Origin of the sequence: Catellatospora sp. KI3 (assembly GCF_029948125.1) — a bacterium.
GTDB lineage: Bacteria > Actinomycetota > Actinomycetes > Mycobacteriales > Micromonosporaceae > Catellatospora.
This window is the reverse complement of record NZ_JASAMB010000033.1, coordinates 1-22,007: the sequence shown is the minus strand read 5'-3', so window position 1 is coordinate 22,007 and position 22,007 is coordinate 1. Positions and strand designations below refer to the sequence as shown.

Sequence of the window (22,007 nt, the reverse complement as noted above, 5' to 3'; positions counted from 1 at the left end):
TCGCAGGTCGTCAGAGCAGGTTGGGCAGCAGCCGCAGGGCGGCGTCGGCCGCGCCGAGCCCGGCGGTCGCCAGCGTCGGCACGCCGACGATCCAGGCGTGCCAGGCGCCCAGGCGCGCGCGCACGTACACCACGCCGCAGCCCAGGGCGATGAGCAGCTGCAGCCAGAAGATGAGCGGCACCACGTCGTCGCCCTCGCCCATGGCCAGCTCGCCCGCGGGCAGCTGGGCCACCCCGAACGCGCGGGCCGGGGTCGGCATGACCGGCGTGGTCAGCTTCGCGTCGACGCGCACCACGTCGTCGGGCAGGAACGGCAGGCCGTCGGCGGTGGTCAGGATGAGCGTGCCGGTGCCGGGTTCGGGCGCCTCGGGCTGCGGATCACCGGCGTGGCGTACGCCGGTGACGGCGTACCGGTGCACGCCCTGCCCGGTCGTGACGGTGATCTCGTCGTCGACGCGCAGGTCCGGCACCCGCCCGAACGGGCCGCCGTACCCGGCGCGGCGTCCCATCAGGACGCTGACCCCGGCCTGGCCGGGCAGCACCGTGTCGCGCCGGTGCCCGGGGCCCTCGGCCAGCACCTGGCCCGCCGTCCCCTCGAAGACGACCTCGCGCAGGTCGATGCTGGGGATGGCCAGCAGCGCGACCGGGGTGCCCGGCGCCAGCGGAGCGCCGCCCGGGTCGAGCTGGCTCACCGGCGCGGTGCCCTCGGCCAGGGACAGGCGCAGCTGCCCCTCGGCCACGGTCTGCGTACGCTGGTGCCGCACCGCGCCGAGCACCACCAGCGCCACCGCCGTGCCGAGCAGCACCACGGCGATCAGGGTGAGGACCTGCCCGTACAGCACCCGCAGCGGCGCCCGCCCCGGCATCACTTCGACCGCCTCGGTCCGGCGTCGAGCCAGGCGCGGCGGCGCTGCCAGCCCCAGGCCAGGCCGACGGCGGCCGCGGTGCACACCAGCCAGATCACCCACGCGCCGCCGGCCCGCTTCGGCCGGTCGCGGGCGGCCGAGGCCGGGGACAGCGCCCCCTCGGCGACCGCCGGGTCGCCTGCGGATGGACCGGGTGCGACCAGGGCCGCGCTGGGCGAGGCCGAGGCGGCGAGGGCGGCCGACGGGCTCGGCGGCATGGCCGCGCCCAGCGCCTGGTACTTCGTGGGGCTGCTGAAGCGGATCGAGCCGGTGAACTCGCCCTTGCTCTCCTGCGTGAACTGGTCGATACAGGACAGCGTGATGTCGTAGGTCCCCGCCAGCGCGGTGTGGTGGTCGGCCGCGAAGTCCATCATGGTCAGCGCGAAGTACGCGGCGAACCCGTCGGTGTGCGACAGGCCCGCGTCGGTGGTGGCCACCGCGACCAGCCCGGAGGCCGGGAAGCCGTGCCCGCGCACCTTCACGTAGAAGCCGTCGGCGGCGCTGGGGCAGCCCCGCGAGGTGACCACCTTGATCGAGGCGGTGTCGAGGCTGGCGCCGGGGTGGACGACCAGCCCGCCCAGCCGCTCGGCGTACGCCGGGGTGCCCGGCCAGAGCAGGGTCAGCGCCAGCACCAGCGGCGCCAGCAGGTTACGCGGCGACGGTCGCACGGAACCGGCCTCCCGTCCGCTGCTCGGGCTCGCGGCGGCGGCGCCGTACCGCGAAGAAGATCGCCAGTCCGCAGATCACCAGGACGAGCAGCACCAGTGCGAGTCCGACCCAGGTGACCCAGGTGAACGCCCAGAACGTGGTGTGCCGGACCACCGAGACGGTCGGCGGGTTCAGGTCCGTGCCGACGGCCTGCGGGTCGACCCGCAGCGTCGCGTCCAGCCAGCCGACCGGCGGCGCGTCGGCGACGGCGACGGTGCGCTGCAGCGTCGCGCCGGGCAGCAGCTCGGGCAGGTCGGGCAGGCTGGGCACGGTGATGTCGGCCCACAGCGGCGAGCCGACGCTCAGCTGCTGGTGCCCGGTCAGCCGGACGTTGCCGGTGTTGCGCACCGTGTACGTGATGTGCGCGATGCCGCCCCGGGTCGCGCCCGCGGGCTGGAACTCGCCGTGCAGGTAGTCCACCGACAGGGTGGCCCGCAGCAGCCCCGCCACCCGCAGGTAGACGCGTACGCCCACGCGCTGCTCGACGGCGACCTTGTTGCCGCCGGCGTCGGTCTGCGTGGTGGTCAGCGAGGCGACGATGCCGCCGACGTGGTCGCCGGGGGTCACGTTGGCCGGCAGGGTCAGCGTGAACGGCAGGACGGTGCGCCCGCGCGCGGGGATGGTCACCGCGGTGGCGTTCAGCTTCAGCCAGGCACCCACGTCGACGGGCTGCCTGGCCGCGGCGAGCAGGTCGAACCCGCCCTCGGCGGTGTTGAACGCGTCGCTGGCGTACACGTTGAGGGTCAGCGGCGCGGTGCCGTAGTTGGTGACCAGGACCTGGTCCTTGACCACGGCGCCCTTGGTGGCGCTGTAGAGGAACTGGGCCCGGCTGTCCGGGCCGGTGGGGCTGCCGGGCTGGATGCCGAACGTGGCCGGGCCGGTGGCGGGCACCGATGCGCCGGGCGCGGTGCGCGGCGCCGCCGCGGCGGGCGCGCCCAGGGCGGGCGCCACGGCCAGCAGCGCCACGGCGAGCAGGCGGGCGAGGGGTCTCATCGCGGGGGTCCGTTCTGCGATGGAGCGGGCGGGGCCGGTGGCCCCGCCCGCCCCTGCCATCAGATGGCGGTGAGGGTGAGCGTGGCGGAGTAGGTGCCCGCCACGGTCGAGGTCGGCACGTACAGCGACACGTCGGCACCCAGGTGCGCGGTGCCGACACCGCCCAGCGCCGCCGCGGTCGCCAGCGTCCGGCTCGTCGCCAGACCGACGCCCGCCGGAGCCGAGGCCCCGACAGCGATGGCGTTCGCCGGGGCGATCGACGGACCGGCCGTGATCGTCTGGACGGCGAACTTGTCGATGACCTTCGGCGACCAACCGAGGTTGGCACCGTTGATCGAGTGCGCGGTCCCGTCGCTGAAGTCCGAGACCTGGCCCGCGACGTTCCAACCCACGTTCCCGGCCCGGGTGTCCGTGACGGTGATGGGGTTGAGGCTGCCCGCGGTGGTCAGCTTGGTCGCGTCCGGCGTCAGCTGCGGAGTGGGCAGCGTGACGTTGCTGTTCGCGACGCTGATGACCAGCGCGCCGGGCTCCACCGTGGTCGAGATGTTCTCGCTGGTGGAGACACCGGCGAACGCGGTCACCGCGAGGGCGATCGCGTCCGACTCCGACCCGGCGTAGTTCACCGGGTTGGCGGGCACGAAGCGGGCGCTCAGCGAGTGGGCGCCCACGGCCAGGTTGCTGCTGCTCAGCGACGCGGTTCCGCCGCTGACCGCCACCGGCGCGCCGAGGGCGACCCCGCCGTCGAGGAACTGGACCGCGCCCACCGCACCGGCGGGAGTGACGGTCGCGCTCAGCGACACGGGGCTGTACTGCGTGACGGTCCCGCTCGGGGTGACCGCCAGCGCGGTCGTCGTCACGGTCGCCACCGGGGCGGTGACCTGGTACGACGACACACCCGACTCCGACGCGGTGTACGGCGCCGCCGACGGCGTGAACGCCGCCTTCAGCGCGTGCGTGCCCGTGGTCAGCGCCGCCGTGGACAGCGACGCGACGCCGCCGCTCACGGTGACGGGGCCGCCCAGCGGGGTGGCACCGTCGAGGAACTGCACCGTGCCCGTCGCCGCGGCCGGGGTGACGGTCGCGGTAAGGGTCACCGTGGTGCCCTGGACGACCGGCGCGGCCGGGGCGATGCCGAGTGACGTGGTCGTCGACACCGGGGCGTTGGGGTCCGTGCTCTGGTACGCCGTGGCGCTGGTGAACCAGAACGAGCCCGCGAAGGTGCCCTTGACGTCCCCGCTGAACTGGTCGATGCAGGAGACCTCGTAGGCGTACTGGCCCGCGACCACGGTGGTGCCGAGGTCGGTGGCCACGTCCTTCGCGCTGTTGCCGATCTGCACGTCGAAGCCGCTCGAGGTCGAGAAGCCGACGTCGGTGGTGCTGGTCACCACGGCACCGGCCGCGAACGCGCCCGGACCGTAGACCGAGGCGTAGTAGCCGTCCGCCGAGGCGGGGCAACCAGCCGAGGTGTGCACCTTCGGGGCGGTCACGTCGGAGCCGCTCGCCGGGATGACGGCGACGGTGCCGAGCGTGCCGACCGGTACGGCGGCGAACGCCGGCGTACCGATCAGGATGCCCGCGAGGGCGGTGACGGCGACCACGCCGACACCCACCGGACGCAGGAGCTTGTTGGTGATCATGTTGCTGTTCTCCTTTCGCGCAGGGGTCACGGAGTGGTCAGGGAGGTGTTGCCGCAGTTCGTGTTCAGGCCGAAGCCGTACTTGACGATGACCGCGGAGTTGGTGCAGATCTGCGACGTCGGGCCCACGAAGACGTTCGCGTAGACCGGGTCGCCGAGCTGCGCGGTCGGCACCACGTTGTAGACGGTGCGGACCAGGGTCGAGCCCACGTTGCTCACGAGCGGGGCGATGCCGTCGATCTGGCCGAGGATCGCCTTGCCGTGCACGTCCGGCACCACCGCGTTGATCTGCGACAGGTACGGACCGACCGAGTAGGGGACGATGTGCTTGGGGTCCGTCAGCAGGGTGCCGACGTTCTCCTCGATCGGCGTGCCGGTGGCGTCCACCTGCACGATGCACGTGTGGTTCGGGGTCGACGTGAAGTTGGCAGCGTCGGTGAAGCCGAGCTGGCCGAGGAAGTACGAGCGGGTGCCCGAGCCGAACTGCGGCAACAGCGGCTTGTAGTTGGCCCCACCGGCACAGTTGTAGATCGCGGTGAGCTGAGCCTTGGTCAGCTTCTTGGAGATGGTGCTGTCCGAGCGCACCGCGTAGGCGACCACGTCCGTGGCGAACGGGATGTAGGTCAGGTTCTTGCCCGCGTAGCTCGCCGAGTTGTTGCTCGACGAACGCGCGAACTGGATGCACCCGTTACCGGCCGCGATCGAGTTGACGAGCGCGGTGACGCCGGCGCCCGACCCGCTGGGGCGGGTGAGGGTGCAGGCGGCGCCGGAGGCCGGGTCCTTGGTGGTGATGGTCGAACCCTGCGGAACGGCGTCGTACGAGCCGATCAGCTTGGTCGCGTTGCCGTCGGTGGAGACGACGACCTCGGAGAGGCCGTTCATGACGCCCTGGGTGGTGTCGGAGCCGACGCCGACCAGGGCTCGGTAGGTGGGCGTACCCGTCGGGTCCGCCTGAGCCGGTGCGGACGCCAGCATGAGCATGACGGCCACCCCCGCTCCAGTGAGCGCGAGAAGCGCCTTCTTCTGCACTGCGGGTATCCTTTGCGACGGTGGATCGCACCGGACTTTTGTCCGGTTCGTTCTTTCCCCAGCTGCGATCGGGAGTTGCCGCTCCTGGTCGCAGCGCCTAAGACCTCAGCCGGCACCCCCTTCGGTGGGCCGGGCCTTCGGCCGGCGGGCCAGCAGGGGGCCGACGGCCCCCGCCAGTCCGCCGAGGATCAGCAGGGCCGCCAGCGCGTAGCGGCCGGTGAACCCGGTGGGCTGCGCGGGTGTGGCGCTCAGCGGCGCCAGGCCCACGTCGGTGCGGCTCGGTGACGGCAGCGGGGCGGCCGACTGGCCGGACCCGGTGCCGGAGCCGCTGCCGGTGCCCGCCGGGGTGTGCGACGGCGACGGGCTGCGGCGGGTGGGCGACGGCGAGGCGACCGTACCGGTGCCCGCGTCCTTCTCGATCTTCGCCGCCGCCGTGCGGGTCGCCGTGCGCATCGCGTCAGGCAGCGGCGCGTAACCCTCCGGCAGCTGGCCCGCGCCCACGCCGGGCAGCTGCCCGTCGCCGACCGCGTAGCGCAGGAACGTCGCGTAGTCACGGCCCGCGGCCTTGGTCAGCGCCTTCGGGGCGGTCGCGGCGAAGGACACGGTCGTCAGCGGGTACGCCGCGGCGTCGGTGCTGTTCGGGTTGGGCGACACCACGTTCGGCACCGCGGTCGGGATCATCGAGGCGACCCCGGCCAGCAGCGACTGCGCGGTGGGTGCGACGAACTGCCCGGCCGCGTTGCGCAGCTTGGCCACCGGCAGCCCGTAGCGGGCCGCGCTGGCGCTGTCGGTCACCGTCAGCACCGCCCGCAGGCCGCCGAGCTGCGGCGGGATCTTCTTCCAAGCCACCGGGTCGCTGGTGGTGTCGTAGTAGCGGGCCAGGGTGTCGCCGCGACCGGCGGCCCGCGCCCCGTCGTGGAAGTCGGTCGAGTACGGGTGGGCGTCCTGGGTGCACGGGGTGCCCGGCTGCCCGGCGTCGCAGAACGGGTCCTGCTTCGGGAAGTCGTAGCGCGGCAGGACGAGCTCCTTGTAGTGCGGGTTGACGACCATCCCGTGCTCGTCGGGCGTGCCGTCCAGGAACGCGCGGGCCTGGGCGTCGCCGTTGATCCACGCCCACAGCACCCCCGCCGCGTCGGTGGGGATGAGCGGCATCAGCGCGTCAGGCAGCGCGGTGAGGAACGAGTCCTGCCGGAGTTCCGGGTTGAGCAGCAGGAACTCCTCGTCCTCGGTCATGTCCGGCGGGTTGCCCGCCAGCTCCTGCTCGGCGAAGAACGCCCCGAACCGGTACGACTGCGTCAGCAGCTTCGCCACCAGCCGCGGGGTGAGCTTGAGGTCGGTGATGCGCTCGCCGTCGCGCAGCCGCTGCTGCGGGTCGCCGACCGGGTTGGCCGACCGCTCCACGTTGAACGCGACGACCACACCGGAGACGGCGACCGGCGCGTAGACCAGCGGCCGGGTCGTGTCCACGGTGTCGGGGTCGACGGCCCGGCCCGCGAAGACCATGCCCGGATCGGCGGAGACGACCTGGCGGCGGGCGGTGTCGTCGGAGACCTGCGAGTAGCCGAAGACCGTGGTGGGCGTGCACAGCGAGCGCTGCCAGCGGTTGACCGCCTCGCGCAGCGGCTCGTGGCCGACCATGCGCCGCTCGTTGACGCCGATGGTGCACGCGGTGCCGACCGGCTGGAACGTCAGCCGCACCGACAGGGCGTGGGCGAAGTTGGACGCGCTCAGCGCCGAGGAGACCAGCCGGTGGTCGGGCTGGCTCGCGGCGGACGTGCCGTCCACCTCGGCGTCGGCGCGCGGCACGATCACCAGCCAGCAGGCGCGCGGGTCGCCGCCGCCGTCGGGGACCTCGCCGCAGCCCAGACCCGGCGCCTCGGTCACCGTCTGCACCTCGAAGAACGCCTCGCCGGTGCCGTCGGGCCGGATCCGGGCGTACGGGATCTCGTTGGTGGTGTTGGCGTCGAAGAACTCGTTGCGCGACCCGATCACCTCCGGCGCCCCGGTCGCGGACCGGAACGGCACGAACCGCTTGGTCGGGACCGCGTACACCTCCTCCGGGTCGACGAGGGTGCTGCCGTAGTCGACCTGCCGCGAGTTGGCGAAGCTGCCGCCGCGGGTGTCGGTGTACAATCCGCCGAACTGGCACTTCTCCCGCTGCGGGGTCGCCTCGTCACCCCAGCACTGCATGATCTGCAGGAAGTTCGTGTCGAAGCGGCCGTAGTCGGGCGTGGTCGGGGCGCCGCCGGTCCAGGTCAGGTGCACGGTCTGGTTGACCAGCGCCTCGGTGGTGTCGACGGTGACGGACAGGTTCGCCCACCGGCCGGTGCCGGTGACGGTCACCGCCGAGCCCGCCTCGTCGGCGGCGGCCGGTGCGTCGACCGGGGACGGGGCCACGGCCAGCCCCAGGCCCGCGAGGATGGCCAGGGCGGCCAGGGTCAGTCGGAGCTTCACAGCCGCCTCCGGTTGCGCAGGGTCCGGGCCAGCAGCGGCGGCAGCAGCACCAGGGCGACCAGGGTCGCGGCGGCCAGCAGCAGCATGGTGCGGCGGGTGGAGCGGTCCTGGGCGACCAGGTCCACGGTGGTGGCGGTGACGTCGCCGCCGCTGGCGCCGCCGCCGGTCCCGATCACCTGGCCGGTGTCGGGGTCGACCACGGTGCCGGTGCCCGTGCCCGTACCGGTGCCGGTGTTAGTGCCGGGGCTGGCCGACGCGCCGGGGCTGGTGGTGGCGCTGCCGGTCGGGGCGGCCAGCAGCGGCGTGTTGTACCGCGCGCCGCCGGTGCCGGAGGCACACATGTCGTTGCCCTTGAAGTCGCACTCCTTGGGCTGCGGCGCCTTGTTCGCCAGCGCGTTGGAGCCGTCGGGCGACAGGGTCGGGTTGTTGCAGCTGCGGCCGTCGATCGCCTTGGGCACCGCGCCCGGGATCCGGTCGACCTGCGCCTTGCCGGCCTTGACCAGGTTGACCGGCAGCGGCGAGTAGCCGAGCGACTCGGCCTGCTGCTGGCCCTCGCACAGGAAGTAGTAGGCGAAGGCGGCCAGCGTGCGGCCCTTGTCCAGGCTGAACGAGCCGGACACCTGGTCCACCGGGATGATCATGTAGCTGTAGCTGGACAGCGGGTAGGCGCGCTTGTCGGTGGAGTCGTACACGGCGTCGAGCTTCTGGGTCAGGTCGCTGTTGATCTGCGCGTCGACCAGGGCGACCGCCACGCTGCTGGCGGTGGGCTCGACGTAGTAGTCCTTGCTGTTGCGCACCTTGGCGACCGGGAAGTTCAGGTTCACCGCGTACGAGTACTCGACGTAGGTGATGGTGCCGACGTTGCCGTCCTGCTTGACGTAGCCCGCCACGCCGTTGGAACCGGACTGGGCGGTGAACCCCATGCCCGCCACGACCGGGTAGTTGGACGTGAAGCCGCACGGGGTGGTCCGCCCGGCCTTGCGGCAGTAGTCGTTCCACAGGTTCGGGTACTTCTTGGACAGCCACATCGTGAACTGGGCCGAGGTGCCGGAGCCGTCCGAGCGCACCACCGGCACGATCTCGCGGGCCGGCAGGTTGAGCCGCGGGTTGTCGGCCCTGATGGCCGGGTCGGACCAGTTCGTGATCACGCCGGTGAATATCTTCGCGATGACCTCGCCGGACAGGCGCAGGTTGGTCACCCGGTTGTTGCCGATCCTCAGGTTGTACATCAGCGAGGTGCCGCCCGCGACGATCGGCATGTACGAGAACTTCGTGGTCGGCGGGTAGTCGACCACCCCGCCGTCGGTCAGGCCGTACGGGATCTCGGAGACCGCGTAGTCGACCACGCCGCTCTTGAACCGGTTGCGGCCGTCGGAGGAGCCGGTGTCGGCGTAGCTGACCGTCATGCCGTACTGCTTGACGTTGCTGGCCCACTGGTAGACGGCCGGGCCGCTCCAGGACGAGCCCGCCCCGCTGATCGGGACGTACACCACCGCGTGCGCGGGCGCCGCCGGCAGCAGCACGCCGAGCAGCAGCGCCAGCCCGGCCGCGAACCCGCGTCGGATGCGTGCCATCACTTCCCCTTCCGCGTACGGCCCACGAGCCGTCCGATGACGAACAGCACCACCACCACGACCATCAGCACCGCCGCCGCCCCGTACCCCCGGGTGACCATGCCCTCGTACGGCGAGCGGATCAGGTTGAACGTGACCAGCGGCAGCGACACCTGCGGCCCGTCGAACGGGTTGAGCGCCAGGTTGGTGGTGAATCCCGCGGTGATGAGCACCGGCGAGGTCTCGCCCAGGCCGCGCGCGGTGCCGAGGATCACCGCGGTGGCCAGGCCGGACCGGGCCGTGGGCAGCACCACGTGCCACGTGGTACGCCACGACGACGCGCCCAGCGCCAGCGACGCCTCGCGCAGCGACCCGGGCACCACCCGCAGCACCACGTCGGCGGCCCGGATGATGATCGGCAGCATCATCACGCTGATCGCCATCGAGGCCGCGAAGCCGGAGCTGGGCACGCCGACGGTGAGGATCAGCGAGGCGTACACGAACAGGCCCGCCACGATCGAGGGCAGCGCGGTCATCGCCTCGACCACGGTGCGCACGAAGCGGGTGAACGCTCCGCGCGTCTCGGTCAGGAACACCGCGCAGACCACGCCCAGCGGCAGCACCACGGCCAGGGCCATGGCGATCTGCTCCAATGTGCCGACGACCGCGTGCAGGATGCCGCCGACGCTGAGCGGGTCGAGCTGCTGCGTCACGGCCAGGTCCTGGGTGAAGAAGTTCAGGTGCAGCAGCGACCGCAGGCCGGACCAGATGGTGTAGCCGACGATGCCGACGAGCGTGCCCACCACCAGGTAGGCCAGGCCCCGGATGGCGACGGCGGCGAGCCGGTCGCGCACGGCCGGGCCGCGCTCGTCCAGCGAGACCAGCGTCGCGTACAGGGCCAGGAACAGCACGTAGCCCAGCACCACGAAGCCGATCGGGCCGTCGAACGGGGCGATCCAGGCGAACACGATCCAGGTGAGGCCGACCGCCGCGGCCAGGCTGGCGGTCTCGGCGATGCGGTCGCGGGCGCGACCGGCCCGGGTGTCGCGGCGGACCTCGGCGGGAAGGCTCATCTCACACCTCGCTCTGGGCGCCGGAGCGGCTGCGGGCGATGATCATCGAGGCGCCGAAGTTGACCGCCAGGGTCACCACGAACAGGGTGAGGCCCGCGGCCATCAGGGCGGAGATGCCGACCTTGCCGGCGGCGCCGTACTTGAGCGCGATGAGCGAGGAGATCGAGCTGGCGCCGTTCTCCAGGATGTGCGGCTGGATCACGAAGACCGGCGAGATGATCATGTAGATGGCGATGGTCTCGCCCATGGCCCGGCCCAGGCCGAGCATCGTGCCGCCGATCATGCCGCCCCGGCCGAACGGCAGCACCACCGTACGGATCATGCCCCACCGGGTGCCGCCCAGCGCGTACGCGCCCTCGCGCTCGCCCACCGGCGCCTGCGAGAACACCTCGCGCATGATCGAGGAGATGATCGGGGTCACCATCAGCGCGACCACGATGCCCGCGATGAACGTGGACGAGGTGAAGACCGTCTGCGGCGACAGCGGATCGCCCGGGTCGTACCCGTCCACCTCCAGCAGTGGAATCCACGACCCGTACGTCGCCAGCCAGCGCGAAAGGCCGACCACGTGCGGCTGGAGGAAGTTCACGCCCCACAGCCCGTACACGACGCTGGGCACGGCGGCCATCAGATCCACCAGAGTCACCAGCAGCCGCTTGCGCCAGCCGGTGGCGTACTCGGAGATGTAGAGCGCCATGCCTGTGGCCAGCGGCACCGCCAGGCTGATCGCCACCAGCGCGATCAGGACCGTGCCGATCAGCACCGCCGCGACGCCGAAGTTCTCGTCGTCGGGCTCCCACGCCTCGGTGGTGAGGAAATCACCACCGGCCTTGCGCAGCGCCAGTCCGGCCCGTACCGCCAGGAACAGACCCACCACGGCCATGATGGCCAGCACGACGGCGCCCATCGAGCGCAGGACCAGCCGGAACACCCGGTCCGCACCACCGGGCAGCGCCAGTTCGCGCCGCTGCTCGGCGACGTCGGGCGCAGTCGGCCGCACCTGCGTGCTCGCGGTCACCCCGCCACCTCCGAACCAGAGAAATCAAGTCCGGATAGAGGGAATCCAAATCACCTTGCCGCGTGGCCCGGGTTGCGTGAACTCGAAACGAAGCGCGCATGTGACATGACTCGGTAACGGGCATGTCACACAGTGGCACCGAATCCCGGTGACGACGGCCATCAGTGTCCACAACCGCGCCTGCTCGGCAATAGCGGCTATTGCCGCCAGCCTGTACAGCACGGGACGAGCCGTTGCGCGGGTCGTATGTCCGCCAGCCGACGATAGCCGATCGGTTGACCCGACTCGCCATCCGTCTCACACCACATCGGATTATCCGGGCACAGTTCATCCTTCGTTTACCTCTCCTTCGCCTGTTTGCCCTGGTAGCGGCCTGATACCAAGAGATCGTCCAACGAAAGTGACGATCAACTGAAGGAGACGTCGTGCGTGTCAGGGTGCTCTCGGCGGTGGTGATGGCCGTCGCCCTGCTGGTGACGGCGGGATGCGACGACTCCGCCGATCCGCCGAAGGGGTCGGCGACCTACAGCGGCGACCCGAAGTCGCTGTCCATCGTGGCCGGTTCGGAGCAGCAGAAGGTCCTCGACACGGTCGTCGCACCGTGGTGCAAGGCCAAGGGCTACGACTGCCGGTTCACCCTCAAGGGCTCGGTGGACCAGGCCCGGCTGCTCGCGGGCGGCGACACCGGCTACGACGCGTACTGGTTCGCCAGCTCGGTCTTCTCGCAGATCGGCGACCGGGCCGCGGTGCTCCAGGACGTCAAGCCGATGTTCCTCACCCCGATCGTGTACGCGGGCTGGAAGACCCAGATGCAGCAGCTCGGCTTCGTCGGCAAGCCCGACGTGGCCGTGGCCGACATCCTGGCGGCCGTCGAGTCCGGGCGCACCACGGTCTGGGTGACCAACCCCACCCAGTCGAACTCCGGCGCGACCGTGCTGTTCGGCTTCCTCAACCACTTCGCGGGCAACGGCCCCGGCCAGCCGCTCACCCAGCAGCAGCTCGACTCGGACAAGGTCGACGCGGGCATCACGCGGTTCATCCGGGCCATGGACGCCACCCCGCCCTCCTCGGGCACCCTGATGAACGACTGCATCGCCCGGCCGAACGACTGCCGCACCGTCTTCACCTACGAGGACCTGGTCATCGAGAAGAACCAGGAGCTGGTCAAGGCCGGCAAGGAGCCGCTGTACGCGGTCTACCCGCACGGCGCCCTGGCCATCAGCGACGCCCCGCTGGGCTTCCTGCCGCACGGCAACGACGCCGACCCGGCCAAGCGGGCCGCCTTCGGCGAACTGCAGAACTACCTGCTCACCGACGCCGACGCCAAGGCGAAGCTGCTGGCGCTGGGCCGCCGCCCGGCCACCAGCATCGGCCTCACGCTGGACAGCCCTGACCTGTCGGTGTTCAACCCCGACTGGGGCATCCAGGCCAACCTCAAGGAGCAGGGCATCGCGTACCCGTCGGTCGCGGTCATCCAGTCCGCCCTGGACCGGTACCAGACCCACTACCGCAAGCCCGCCGACATCTACTACTGCCTCGACGGCAGCGGCTCGATGAACGACAACGCGGGCTGGACCGGCGTACGCGACGCCGCGCACCAGATCTTCGACGCCGACCAGGCCGCCCTGAACCTGCTGCAGACCCACCCCGACGACACCACCACGGTCACCGTCTTCAACAGCGGCATCGCCGCGGGCCCGTGGACCGTCGCCGGCAGCGACCCGGCCAAGCTGCACGGCCTCACCGAGTCGATCGTGCGGCACGAGGCGGGCGGCGGCACCGACATGTACGGCTGCCTCATCCGCGCCGCCCAGGCGCTGACCGGCACCGCCACCGACCGCAAGCGCCTGGTGGTGGTCATGTCTGACGGCATGTCCAACACCGACAGCCATGACACCGCCGTCGCCGCGCTGACCGCCGCGAAGGTGCCCGTCATCGCGATCGCGTTCGGCGACGACGCCGACCCGGGCCAGCTCAAGGAGGTCGCCACCGCCACCGGCGGCGCGTTCGTGCAGCAGAACGACCTGGTCACGGCGCTGCGCACCGCGGCCGGATACAAGTGACGGGCAGGCCGTGATGCGCAAGCTCGCCACTCCCCTGGCCCTGGTCACCGCGGTCGCGGTGTTCGGCGCCCTGTTCGCCGCCACCAGCAGCCTGCTGTGGTCGCCGCTGCTCGCGGCGGCGGCCGCGCTCGGCGTCTACCTGATGCTCGACGGCCGCACCGCCGCCCAGATCCGCGACGACGAGTACGCCGACGACGCCGACGCCAAGGTCGAGGCGGCCGTCGAGACCGCCCGCAGGCTGCGCAAGCTGAGCAAGGACGTGCACTCGCCCACGGTGCGCCACCTGCTCCAGCAGTCCGCCGACCACGTGCCCGAGCTGCTGACCAGGGTGAAGGCGACCGCGCCGACCACCCTGTTCTCCAGCGCCAGCGCGCTCGGGGCGCACCTGCAGAGCCTGCTCGGCGTGGTCACTCAGTACCTCGACATCCAGCGCAACCCGACCTTCTACCACGACCCGGCGGCGCTGCTGGCCGGCGGCGAGGCCGCGGTGCAGCGGTTCACCGACTTCACCATCGACAGCCTGCGCCTGGTCAACCAGGGCGACCTCGCGCAGTACCAGGCGAACCTGGCGACCGTCGCCCCGCCGAAGCTTCCCCAGCTGGGATAGGAGAGCACCGAAGTGAGAATGCCGAGCCCCCGATTCCTCATCGGGCTCGTCCTGGTCCTGGTGGTCTGCGTGGCCACCGCGTACGTGCTGACCCAGCGCGGCAAGGACGACCCGGGCACGACCACCACCGCCCAGCCGATCACCGTCACCTGCCTGGGCGGCTCGGAGAAGAAGGAGCTGATGGCCGACCCCGAGGTCCGCCAGCTGCTCAAGGACCGGTACGGGCTGACCGTCGTCTTCAACCCGCTCGGGTCGTACGACCAGGTCCAGCTGTCCGCCGACGAGCTGGCCAAGAAGAAGGCCGACTGCCTGTGGCCGTCCAGCGCCAGCGCGCAGAACGTCTTCGAGAAGCTGCACCCGGGCGCCTACCCGCAGTACCGGGCCGAGAACCTGCTCCAGTCCCCGGAAGTGGTCTACGCCGGGCCGCAGGGCACCGACGCGCTGATCAAGGCGGGCATCGTCACCCAGCGCGACAACCGCTACTTCATCGTCGACATGAAGAAGCTGCTGCTGGACCACGTGCTCAAGCGCACGACCTGGGAGTCGCTGGGCGCGACGAAGCTGCGCGGGCCGATCGCGGTGTCCAGCACCGACGCCGCCAAGTCCAACAGCGGCTTCACCATGGCCCAGCTCCAGCTCAACATCATCGCCACCGACAACGCGTTCGAGGCCCCGAGCCTGGCCCAGGCCAGGAAGGTGCTGGGCACGGTACGCGCCGTCTACGACGCCCAGGGCCTGCAGGCGGCGGGCTCCGACACCGGGTTCCAGCAGTGGCTCACCCAGGGCGCCGAATTCCACTCCCCGCTGTACGCCGGTTACGAGAACCAGCTGATCCAGCTCATGGCACAGCCGGGCGTCGACAGCGCGAGCGTGCTCACGAACGTACGGGTGCTGTACCCCGAGCCGACCATCTACAGCGACCACCCGATCCTGGCGCTGAACGACAACGCGATCCGCTTCCAGGACGCCATGAAGGACCCGCAGCTCCAGGGCATCGCCTGGCGCAAGTACGGCTTCCGCTCCGTCCAGCTCGGTGTGAGCAAGGTGGCGGACTTCCCGAAGCTGCCGCTGGCCGAGAACATCCGCACCACCCAGCCGCCCAACGCCGAGGTCACGCTGGCGCTGCTCGCCTGCGTGAGCGAATCCAAGTGCTCGTGAACGAGGGAAACCCGAGGAAGAGATACCGATGACCGAGCTTCAGATCGACTTCGGCACCATCACCGGCGCCTCGCCGGAGCCGACCGGCAGCGCCGACCGGGCCCTGGCAGCCGTCGCCCAGGCGGGCGACCCGCGCCAGCTGGTCTGCGCCGACCTGCTCACCCCGGCCCAGCGCGAGCAGGCGCTGGCCCTGGCCCGGCAGACCTACCCGCAGATGCTGGCCGACACCGACAAGCTGGCCAACTTCGGCAACGGCGCGATCGACCAGGTCAACACGCAGGTGCAGCGCATCTTCCGCGAGGTCGGCCCGGTCAAGATCCCCGAGCTGACCCAGATCATGCACGAGATCAACGACCGGATGCGCGACTTCCGGCGCAGGTACGACCCGTCCGACCCGAAGGTCCGCGAGACGTTCGACAAGTTCATGGACGCGGTCAAGGGCATCTTCCGCAAGGGGCGCGACCTGGTCGAGATGCTGTTCGAGGAGGCCCGCTCGGTCGAGCAGCAGCTCGACCGCATCGCCGGCACCCTGGTGGAGAAGCAGCAGCAGCTCAAGCGCAACGTGGTGCTCTGCGACGAGCTGTACAAGGCCAACGAGGCCGCGATCGGCCAGCTCGTCGGCGTCATCGCCGTCATGGAGCAGGTCCGCGACCTGGCCCTGGCCGAGGCGAAGTCGATCCAGATCGGCCCGAACGACCTCGACAAGCGGGATAAGGAGGAGCGCCTGGCCCGGGTGACCGAGTTCATCCAGGCCATCGAGGTGCGCATCAACGAGTACCAGCAGCGGCTGTTCGTCGCCTGGTCGACCTCGCCGCAGGTGCGCAACATCCGCTCGCTGCACTACGGCCTCGGCCAGCGCCTCGCGCTGCTGGTCAACCTGACCATCCCGACGATGAAGCTGACCATCGCGCAGTGGGGGCTGCTGCTGCAGGCCAACCAGGCCGCCGCGATGCAGCAGGCGGTGGCCGACGGCGCCAACGAGGTGCTGTCGGCGTACGCCCACGCCGCCGGCACCGCCGTGCCGCAGATCGCCCGGCTCATCCAGACCCCGACGATCCGCCCGGAGACCATCCTGGAGGTCGCCGCCTCGATCGACGCCCAGGCCAAGGGCATCGAGGACGCGGTGCGCTTCGGCCAGCAGGCCCGCGCCGAGGTGGTCTCGGCGATCGTCACCGCGCAGGAGTCGATGTCGGCCAGCTCGCAGCAGCTCAGCCGCAACGTCGTCGACCTGGTCACCCGCGCCGGCAAACCGCTGGAGCTGCCCGCCGCCCCGGCCCTGCCCGCCTCGGTCCTGGAGCAGGCCCCGGCCCTGGTCCCCCGCCCCTAACCCCTGGTCAAGTTGCCGGGCAATCGGGCGTATCTTGAACCCGCTTTCCCCCGATTGCCCGGCAACTCGAACCGGGATTCAGCCCTTCACGTAGGACAACTTCTCGGCGACCAGGCCGTCGCGCACCCGGATGACGTCCACGCCGCGCACGTGGCCGGTGCCCCAGTCGTAGCGCCAGCGCTGCACCACCAGGTCACCGGAGGCGGTCAGCTCCTCGACGTCGAACCGCCCCGCCAACTGCAGGAACACCGGAAGCCAGGCCTCGCGTACCTCGTCGCGGCCCTCGAACCGCCGCCCGTCGGGCGCCGGGTCCGTGCTCTCGAACACGACGTCGTGCGTACACAGGTCCAGTGCCGCCTCGATGTCGTGGCCGTTCCACGCCGCATTGAAGGCGTCCATCAGTCCGAGCGCGTCCATCATTCCTGCCCCTCAAGCGGTTGACGTGCGCAGATAATCGTTTGCCCGCGAATCTAGGGTAGGGCTCATGGAGCCGATCACCGTTCCCGCCATCCGCGCGTGCTTCGTCAACTGCACCAAGGGCGAGGCCCAGCGCATGGCCGTGCCGAAGGATCTGGCCACCCGGCCGTGGGACGACCTCGACTTCCTGGGCTGGCGCGACCCCGCCGCCGAGGACCGCGCCTACCTGGTGTTCCCAGGCGCCACCGGCCTGATCGGGGTGGCCCTGCGCGTGTCCCAGCAGACCGGGCTCGGGCGGCGCAGCGTGTGCTCGGTCTGCCTGACCTCACATGACCGCGACGGCGTCTCGCTGATGACCGCGCGCCTGGCCGGACCCGCCGGACGACAGGGCAACTCAGCCGGCCTCTACCTCTGCGCCGACCTCGCCTGCTCGCTCTACCTGCGCGGGAAGAAGGACGCCGGCCGCCGCATCGAGGAGACCCTCACCCTCACCGAGAAGATCGACCGAGCCACCACGAACCTTGCCGCCTTCCTCGCGAAGGTGGGCGGCTGAGCGCCGCGGAGCGTGCAGTTTCGGGGAAAGTGCACGAATCTCGGCCGCCTTTCCGGCAGTTCCCCCGAAACTGCCGGGTGCGAACCTAGCGGCCCGCGAGTTCGTGGGACATGACCCGGCGCATGGCCGCCACGACGACCTGCGGCTCGAAGCGGGCGGCGGCCGTAGCCTCCGCCTGGAAGAGGGCGTACGCCATGCGCTCCGGCGGGGCGGTGCGCAGCATCGCGATCAGCCACGCCTCCAGCAGCGTCGGGTCCTCGGGCAGCACCAGCGCGGCCGGGTCGGGCAGCTGCACGGTCGGCTGCGGCGGCAGCGGTTCGCCCGCCGAGGCGTAGCCGCCCGGCGGCAACCCCACGCGGTACGGGTGCACGCAGGTCGGCACCCCCGTCGCCACGTCGGCCCGCCACCCCAGCCGCGGCTGGTAGCAGCTCTGCGGGCCGGGACGGGGCGCCACGTCGAAGGCGCCGTAGCGCAGCAGCTGCGCCGGGCAGACCGCACAGGTCGCGGCCAGCACCTGCTCCGGCGGGACGTACGGCTCCTCGGACGCCATCCCGGCAGCCTAGAGCAGCAGCCGCTCACCGGAGGCGAGGAACTCCCGCCCGCATTCGTCGTGCCCGTGCCGCATCAGGTACAGCCCCGACGAGACCCGCTCGACGAAGCCCCACTCCCAGATCCGCTGCGCCTCGATGCCGGTCGCTGCCGCGAGCCGCGCGCAGTAGCCCCGCAGCAGGCCGCGCGGATCCGGGGCGGACAGCACCTCGGCGTTCCACTCGCGGACCACGACCCCCAGGTCGTAGGCCGGATCGTCGAGGAAACCGTCCGGATCCACCAGTACGTAGCCGGACTCCGCCCCGGCCCGGGGCGACGGCACGGCGAGCACGTTGTCCGGGTGCGGGTCGCCGTGGCAGACCACCGACCGGTCCGGGTCGAAGGCGGCTGCGCGGCGGCGCGCGTACACCAGTGCCTGCTCGACCAGCGCCGCCGAGCACGGCCGGTCGAGTTCGACCCAGAGCCCGGTGATCAGCTCGATCAACCCGCTGGCCTTGTCCGCACCCGGCGCCACAGCCATCCCTTCGGCTCGCGGCGTACGCCACGCCTGCGTCAGGACCGCCGCCGACACGTCCAGCACCCGCTCCACCGGCAGCCCGGCCCTGGCCAGCGCCCCGCCCAACGGCTCCAGCAGCATCGCGCCCCGGTCCAGGTCGTGTGCGTAGAGCCGGGCATAACCGTGTCCGTCCGCCGCGGCCAGTGTGCCGGCCTGCGCTGCCACGTCGGGTCCGGGTGGCGAGACCTTCAGCACCGCGTCCGTGCCGTCATCGGCCCGCACCCGGGCGACGAAGGCGAGTGACCCGCCGTCCAGGACCTCCCCCAGCGACAGCGACCAGGTGGCGCAGAGGTGCGCGACGTCCTCCGGCAGCCGGTCGAGCCAGCGCCGACCCTCGGCACCCTTGCTCTGCGCGGTACGCAGCACCCGCTCCGGAAGCTCGATCACGAGCGCCAGGCTCGCACGGGGGCGGTGCCGCACGCCAGCCGATTGCCGCTGGTACGAGCCGGTGCGGCACGATGGGTGCCATGGCCCGCAACCGTCCGCACTCCGCCGACCAGCCCTGCCCCTGCGGCTACGGCCCGCCGTACGCCGAGTGCTGCGGCCGCTGGCACGGTTCCACCGATCCGGCCCCCACCGCCGAGCTGCTGATGCGCTCGCGCTACTCGGCCTTCGCCCTCGGCGACGCCGCATACCTGCTGCGCACCTGGCATCCGCGCACCCGCCCGCGCCGCCTGGACCTGTCCGACAGCCCGCGATACACCCGGCTGGAAGTGCTGGAGACCACCGGCGGCAGCATGTTCGAGACCGAGGGCCGGGTCCGCTTCGCCGCCCACTACGTCGACGGCGGCCAGCCCGGCGTCCTGCGCGAACACAGCACCTTCGTCCGCGAGCACGGCCACTGGCTCTACGTCGGCCCGCTCTGACGTCCGCGCGTCCGCCGCACCCGCACCGCCCGCTCAACCAGTTCGTCCACCGCGACACCATCCACGGGCGGCATGCCGTCCGCTCCGCAACACGGCGGCTTCGTCCGCTCCCCGGTCGGGACGGGGACGCCAGCCAGCTCATACAGGGCCGTGTACACGTCGACCCCGGGGTCCTTCTGCTCATGCGGTCCGATCAGGAGTACGCACGGCTGGCCATCCTGCCGGAACATGACGACGACGCGGAGATTACGGCTGAGGTGCTTCACACAGATGTGATCGAGTGGCTTGGTGCCGGTGAGGCGGTAGCCGAGCGCCGCACATCCGCGCGCATCCAGCTGCCGGGCGAACTCGACCACTTCCCGCCGCTGACCGGCGGGCAGCTCGTCAAACTGCTGTAACGCTCGATCGGTATAGAAGGTCCTCGGAGGCACTTAGACAACCTAGCTGATGTATCACATTCTTCGCGAACGTGCCTCAAGTTCGTCGGCGCCCAACTCTTGACCTGCGCCCGATGTCGCCTGGTCCAGACCTTCCCGAAGGTCTTCGCGTTCAAGCAGCGCGGCGTCTTCGAGCCGCCGCCACACGGTGTCGAGCAGACCGCTGGTCTGCCCGGCGGCACGCAGGTCCTGGACCAGGTGCAGCACATCATGGAAGCGGACCGGCTCCAGTGTCGTCACGGTCGACAGAGGAACGACCTCGAACACACCCTGTCGGGCCCAGGCCCGGATCGTCGGTTCGCTGAGATTCAGCATCTCCGCCGCGATCGGAACGCGGATCGGCCGACAGTGCCCTAGAACACCTCGCACCGCGTCGAGCAACCGCTCCCGGCGCCGGTCGTCGGGGGCGAGGTCGTTCGCGACCTCCTCGATCACCTCGACATGTCCGAGCAGGTCGAGAATCTCGCTCTTCTCCGCTTCCACAGTCACCGCAGACCACCCTTCATCTTTCGATTATGCCTGTCATTCTCGAAAGTTGAAAGGCCGGGCGGCCTGCTCGTGGTGCACGACGGCCAGGAGACGCCGGACTTCGACCGCTCCGCCACGAACGTCAAGGTCCTCGACGCCGGGTTCCTCCGCTGACCGGGTGATGAGCACGTGGGGGAGGGCCGCTCCCCTCCCCCACGTGAGTCCCATACCCCGTCAGTCCAGGCCGTTGCGGCCGATGACGGCGGCGTACCAGCGGGCGCTGTCCTTCAGCGTGCGGCGCTGGGTGTCGTAGTCCACGTGCACGATGCCGAAGCGCTTGCCGTACCCGTAGCCCCACTCGTAGTTGTCCAGCAGCGACCAGGCCAGGTATCCGCGCACGTCGGCGCCCTCGGCCAGGGCCTGGTGCACCGCGCGCAGGTGCCCGTCGAGGAACCCGACGCGGTCGGTGTCGGCGACCCGGTCCCCGACCAGGACGTCGTCGTACGCCGCCCCGTTCTCGGTGATCATCATCGGGGTGCCGGGGTAGCCGTCGGACAGCCACATCAGCAGCTCGTAGAAGGACGACGGGTCGACCGGCCAGTCCATCGCGGTGACGGGCAGGTCCTGGGCCACGTACTCGGCGCCCTCGGTGCCGGGGTTGGCCGGGCCGCCGTCGACGCCGAGCGCGGCGCGTACCCGCGCGGGCTGGTAGTAGTTCACGCCGAGGAAGTCGATCGGCGCGGCGATGATCGCGTCGTCGCCGGGGCGGATGACGTGGTCGGCGCCGAAGCGGCGGAACAGGGCCAGCATGTCGGCCGGGTACGCCCCGCGCAGCACCGGGTCGAGCCACAGCCGGTTGTGCAGGCCCTCGATGAGGTGCACCGCCGCGAGGTCGTGCGGGTCGGCGGGGTCGTCGGGGCGTACGCGGGCGAGGTTCAGCGTCAGCGACACCTCGCGCGCTCCCCCGTCCCGCAGCGCCCGCACCGCCAGCCCGTGCCCGAGCAGCAGGTGGTGCACCGCCTGGAACGCGGCCGTCGGGTCTTCGCGGCCCGGCGCGTGCACCCCGGCGGCGTAGCCGAGGAAGGCCGAGCACCACGGCTCGTTCAGCGTGGTCCACGTGGCCACCCGGTCCCCGAGCCGCGCGACCGCCGCCGCGGCCAGGTCGGCGAAGTAGTACGCGGTGTCGCGGTTGGTCCAGCCGCCCCGGTCCTCCAGCACCTGCGGCAGGTCCCAGTGGTAGAGCGTGGCCATCGGCGAGATGCCCTTGGCCAGCAGCTCGTCGACGAGGCGGTCGTAGAAGTCCAGGCCGCGGCCGTTTACCGGGCCGGAGCCGTCGGGCTTGATCCGCGGCCAGGCGAGCGAGAAGCGGTACGTCCCGACGCCCAGCCCCGCCATCAGCGCCACGTCGTCGCGGTAGCGGTGGTAGTGGTCGCAGGCCACGTCACCCGTGTGCCCGTGGAAGACCTTCCCGGGGGTACGGGCGAACGTGTCCCAGATCGACGGCGTGCGCCCGTCCTCCTGCACCGCCCCCTCGATCTGGTACGCGGCCGTGGCCGCACCCCACCGGAAGCCCTGCGGGAACCGCAGCGCGGCGCCGACCTGGTCCGGAGCCACCGTGGTCACGACTTCACCGCTCCC

General features: G+C 71.4%; 21 protein-coding genes. 7 read left to right on the top strand and 14 right to left on the bottom strand.

Annotated elements, in window-relative coordinates; genetic code table 11:
- Positions 1-10: 10 nt before the first annotated feature.
- From QEZ54_RS33270 to pstC, 9 genes are all read right to left on the bottom strand, one after another.
- On the bottom strand, positions 11-865 hold the full coding sequence (locus QEZ54_RS33270; protein WP_281308763.1) for a sortase: 855 nt from the start codon (positions 863-865) through the stop codon (positions 11-13).
- Positions 865-1,572 (bottom strand): hypothetical protein, encoded by a 708-nt coding sequence (locus QEZ54_RS33265; protein WP_281308735.1) that lies wholly within the window; start codon positions 1,570-1,572, stop codon positions 865-867. Before QEZ54_RS33265 ends, QEZ54_RS33270 begins: the two co-directional genes overlap by 1 nt.
- Positions 1,553-2,605, bottom strand: a complete 1,053-nt coding sequence (locus QEZ54_RS33260) for a DUF916 domain-containing protein (protein ID WP_281308734.1) — start codon at positions 2,603-2,605, stop codon at positions 1,553-1,555. The genes QEZ54_RS33265 and QEZ54_RS33260 overlap by 20 nt, the downstream gene beginning before the upstream one ends.
- Before the next feature lie 59 nt (positions 2,606-2,664).
- Entirely contained in the window at positions 2,665-4,242 is a 1,578-nt protein-coding gene (locus QEZ54_RS33255; RefSeq protein ID WP_281308733.1) for an Ig-like domain repeat protein, read from the bottom strand.
- A gap of 26 nt (positions 4,243-4,268) precedes the next feature.
- Positions 4,269-5,270: a hypothetical protein gene (locus QEZ54_RS33250; RefSeq protein ID WP_281308732.1), complete on the bottom strand. Its 1,002-nt coding sequence runs from the start codon at positions 5,268-5,270 to the stop codon at positions 4,269-4,271.
- 105 nt (positions 5,271-5,375) lie between these two features.
- Positions 5,376-7,724, bottom strand: a complete 2,349-nt coding sequence (locus tag QEZ54_RS33245; RefSeq protein WP_281308731.1) for a hypothetical protein — start codon at positions 7,722-7,724, stop codon at positions 5,376-5,378.
- On the bottom strand, positions 7,721-9,298 hold the full coding sequence (gene pstS / locus QEZ54_RS33240) for a phosphate ABC transporter substrate-binding protein PstS (RefSeq protein ID WP_281308730.1): 1,578 nt from the start codon (positions 9,296-9,298) through the stop codon (positions 7,721-7,723). Before pstS ends, QEZ54_RS33245 begins: the two co-directional genes overlap by 4 nt.
- Positions 9,298-10,350: a phosphate ABC transporter permease PstA gene (gene pstA / locus QEZ54_RS33235; protein ID WP_281308729.1), complete on the bottom strand. Its 1,053-nt coding sequence runs from the start codon at positions 10,348-10,350 to the stop codon at positions 9,298-9,300. Before pstA ends, pstS begins: the two co-directional genes overlap by 1 nt.
- Position 10,351: 1 nt before the next feature.
- Entirely contained in the window at positions 10,352-11,368 is a 1,017-nt protein-coding gene (gene pstC, locus QEZ54_RS33230; RefSeq protein ID WP_281308728.1) for a phosphate ABC transporter permease subunit PstC, read from the bottom strand.
- Between the two features lie 425 nt (positions 11,369-11,793).
- On the opposite strand from pstC, the gene QEZ54_RS33225 reads away from it, so the two are divergent.
- From QEZ54_RS33225 to QEZ54_RS33210, 4 genes are read left to right on the top strand one after another with little or no spacing between them, the layout of a single operon-like run.
- On the top strand, positions 11,794-13,431 hold the full coding sequence (locus QEZ54_RS33225) for a vWA domain-containing protein (RefSeq protein WP_281308727.1): 1,638 nt from the start codon (positions 11,794-11,796) through the stop codon (positions 13,429-13,431).
- Between the two features lie 13 nt (positions 13,432-13,444).
- Positions 13,445-14,038, top strand: a complete 594-nt coding sequence (locus tag QEZ54_RS33220; protein ID WP_281308726.1) for a hypothetical protein — start codon at positions 13,445-13,447, stop codon at positions 14,036-14,038.
- Positions 14,039-14,056: 18 nt separating this feature from the next.
- Positions 14,057-15,196 (top strand): hypothetical protein, encoded by a 1,140-nt coding sequence (locus QEZ54_RS33215; protein ID WP_281308725.1) that lies wholly within the window; start codon positions 14,057-14,059, stop codon positions 15,194-15,196.
- Positions 15,197-15,224: 28 nt separating this feature from the next.
- Positions 15,225-16,523, top strand: a complete 1,299-nt coding sequence (locus tag QEZ54_RS33210; RefSeq protein ID WP_281308724.1) for a toxic anion resistance protein — start codon at positions 15,225-15,227, stop codon at positions 16,521-16,523.
- A 78-nt stretch (positions 16,524-16,601) separates the two neighbouring features.
- Here the strand turns inward: QEZ54_RS33210 and QEZ54_RS33205 are convergent, their stop codons facing one another.
- Positions 16,602-16,940: a nuclear transport factor 2 family protein gene (locus tag QEZ54_RS33205; RefSeq protein WP_281308723.1), complete on the bottom strand. Its 339-nt coding sequence runs from the start codon at positions 16,938-16,940 to the stop codon at positions 16,602-16,604.
- A gap of 67 nt (positions 16,941-17,007) precedes the next feature.
- Here QEZ54_RS33205 and QEZ54_RS33200 point away from each other — a divergent pair, with 67 nt between their 5' ends.
- Entirely contained in the window at positions 17,008-17,493 is a 486-nt protein-coding gene (locus tag QEZ54_RS33200) for an FBP domain-containing protein (protein ID WP_281308722.1), read from the top strand.
- An 85-nt stretch (positions 17,494-17,578) separates the two neighbouring features.
- Here QEZ54_RS33200 and QEZ54_RS33195 read toward each other — a convergent pair whose 3' ends face one another.
- Positions 17,579-18,043 carry a hypothetical protein gene (locus tag QEZ54_RS33195; protein ID WP_281308721.1) on the bottom strand — a complete coding sequence of 155 codons (465 nt, stop codon included), beginning with the start codon at positions 18,041-18,043 and terminating at the stop codon, positions 17,579-17,581.
- A gap of 9 nt (positions 18,044-18,052) precedes the next feature.
- Positions 18,053-18,985, bottom strand: coding sequence for an aminoglycoside phosphotransferase family protein (locus tag QEZ54_RS33190; RefSeq protein ID WP_281308720.1), 933 nt, complete (start codon positions 18,983-18,985; stop codon positions 18,053-18,055).
- Between the two features lie 80 nt (positions 18,986-19,065).
- Here QEZ54_RS33190 and QEZ54_RS33185 point away from each other — a divergent pair, with 80 nt between their 5' ends.
- Entirely contained in the window at positions 19,066-19,464 is a 399-nt protein-coding gene (locus QEZ54_RS33185; protein WP_281308719.1) for a YchJ family protein, read from the top strand.
- Positions 19,465-19,646: 182 nt separating this feature from the next.
- The gene (locus tag QEZ54_RS33180; protein ID WP_281308718.1) at positions 19,647-19,862 is read left to right on the top strand and encodes a hypothetical protein; all 216 of its coding nucleotides are present in this window, start codon (positions 19,647-19,649) and stop codon (positions 19,860-19,862) included.
- Positions 19,863-19,916: 54 nt separating this feature from the next.
- Here QEZ54_RS33180 and QEZ54_RS33175 read toward each other — a convergent pair whose 3' ends face one another.
- Entirely contained in the window at positions 19,917-20,390 is a 474-nt protein-coding gene (locus QEZ54_RS33175; protein WP_281308717.1) for a hypothetical protein, read from the bottom strand.
- Positions 20,391-20,603: 213 nt separating this feature from the next.
- The gene (locus tag QEZ54_RS33170; RefSeq protein WP_281308762.1) at positions 20,604-21,983 is read right to left on the bottom strand and encodes a GH1 family beta-glucosidase; all 1,380 of its coding nucleotides are present in this window, start codon (positions 21,981-21,983) and stop codon (positions 20,604-20,606) included.
- Positions 21,984-22,007 lie beyond the last annotated feature (24 nt).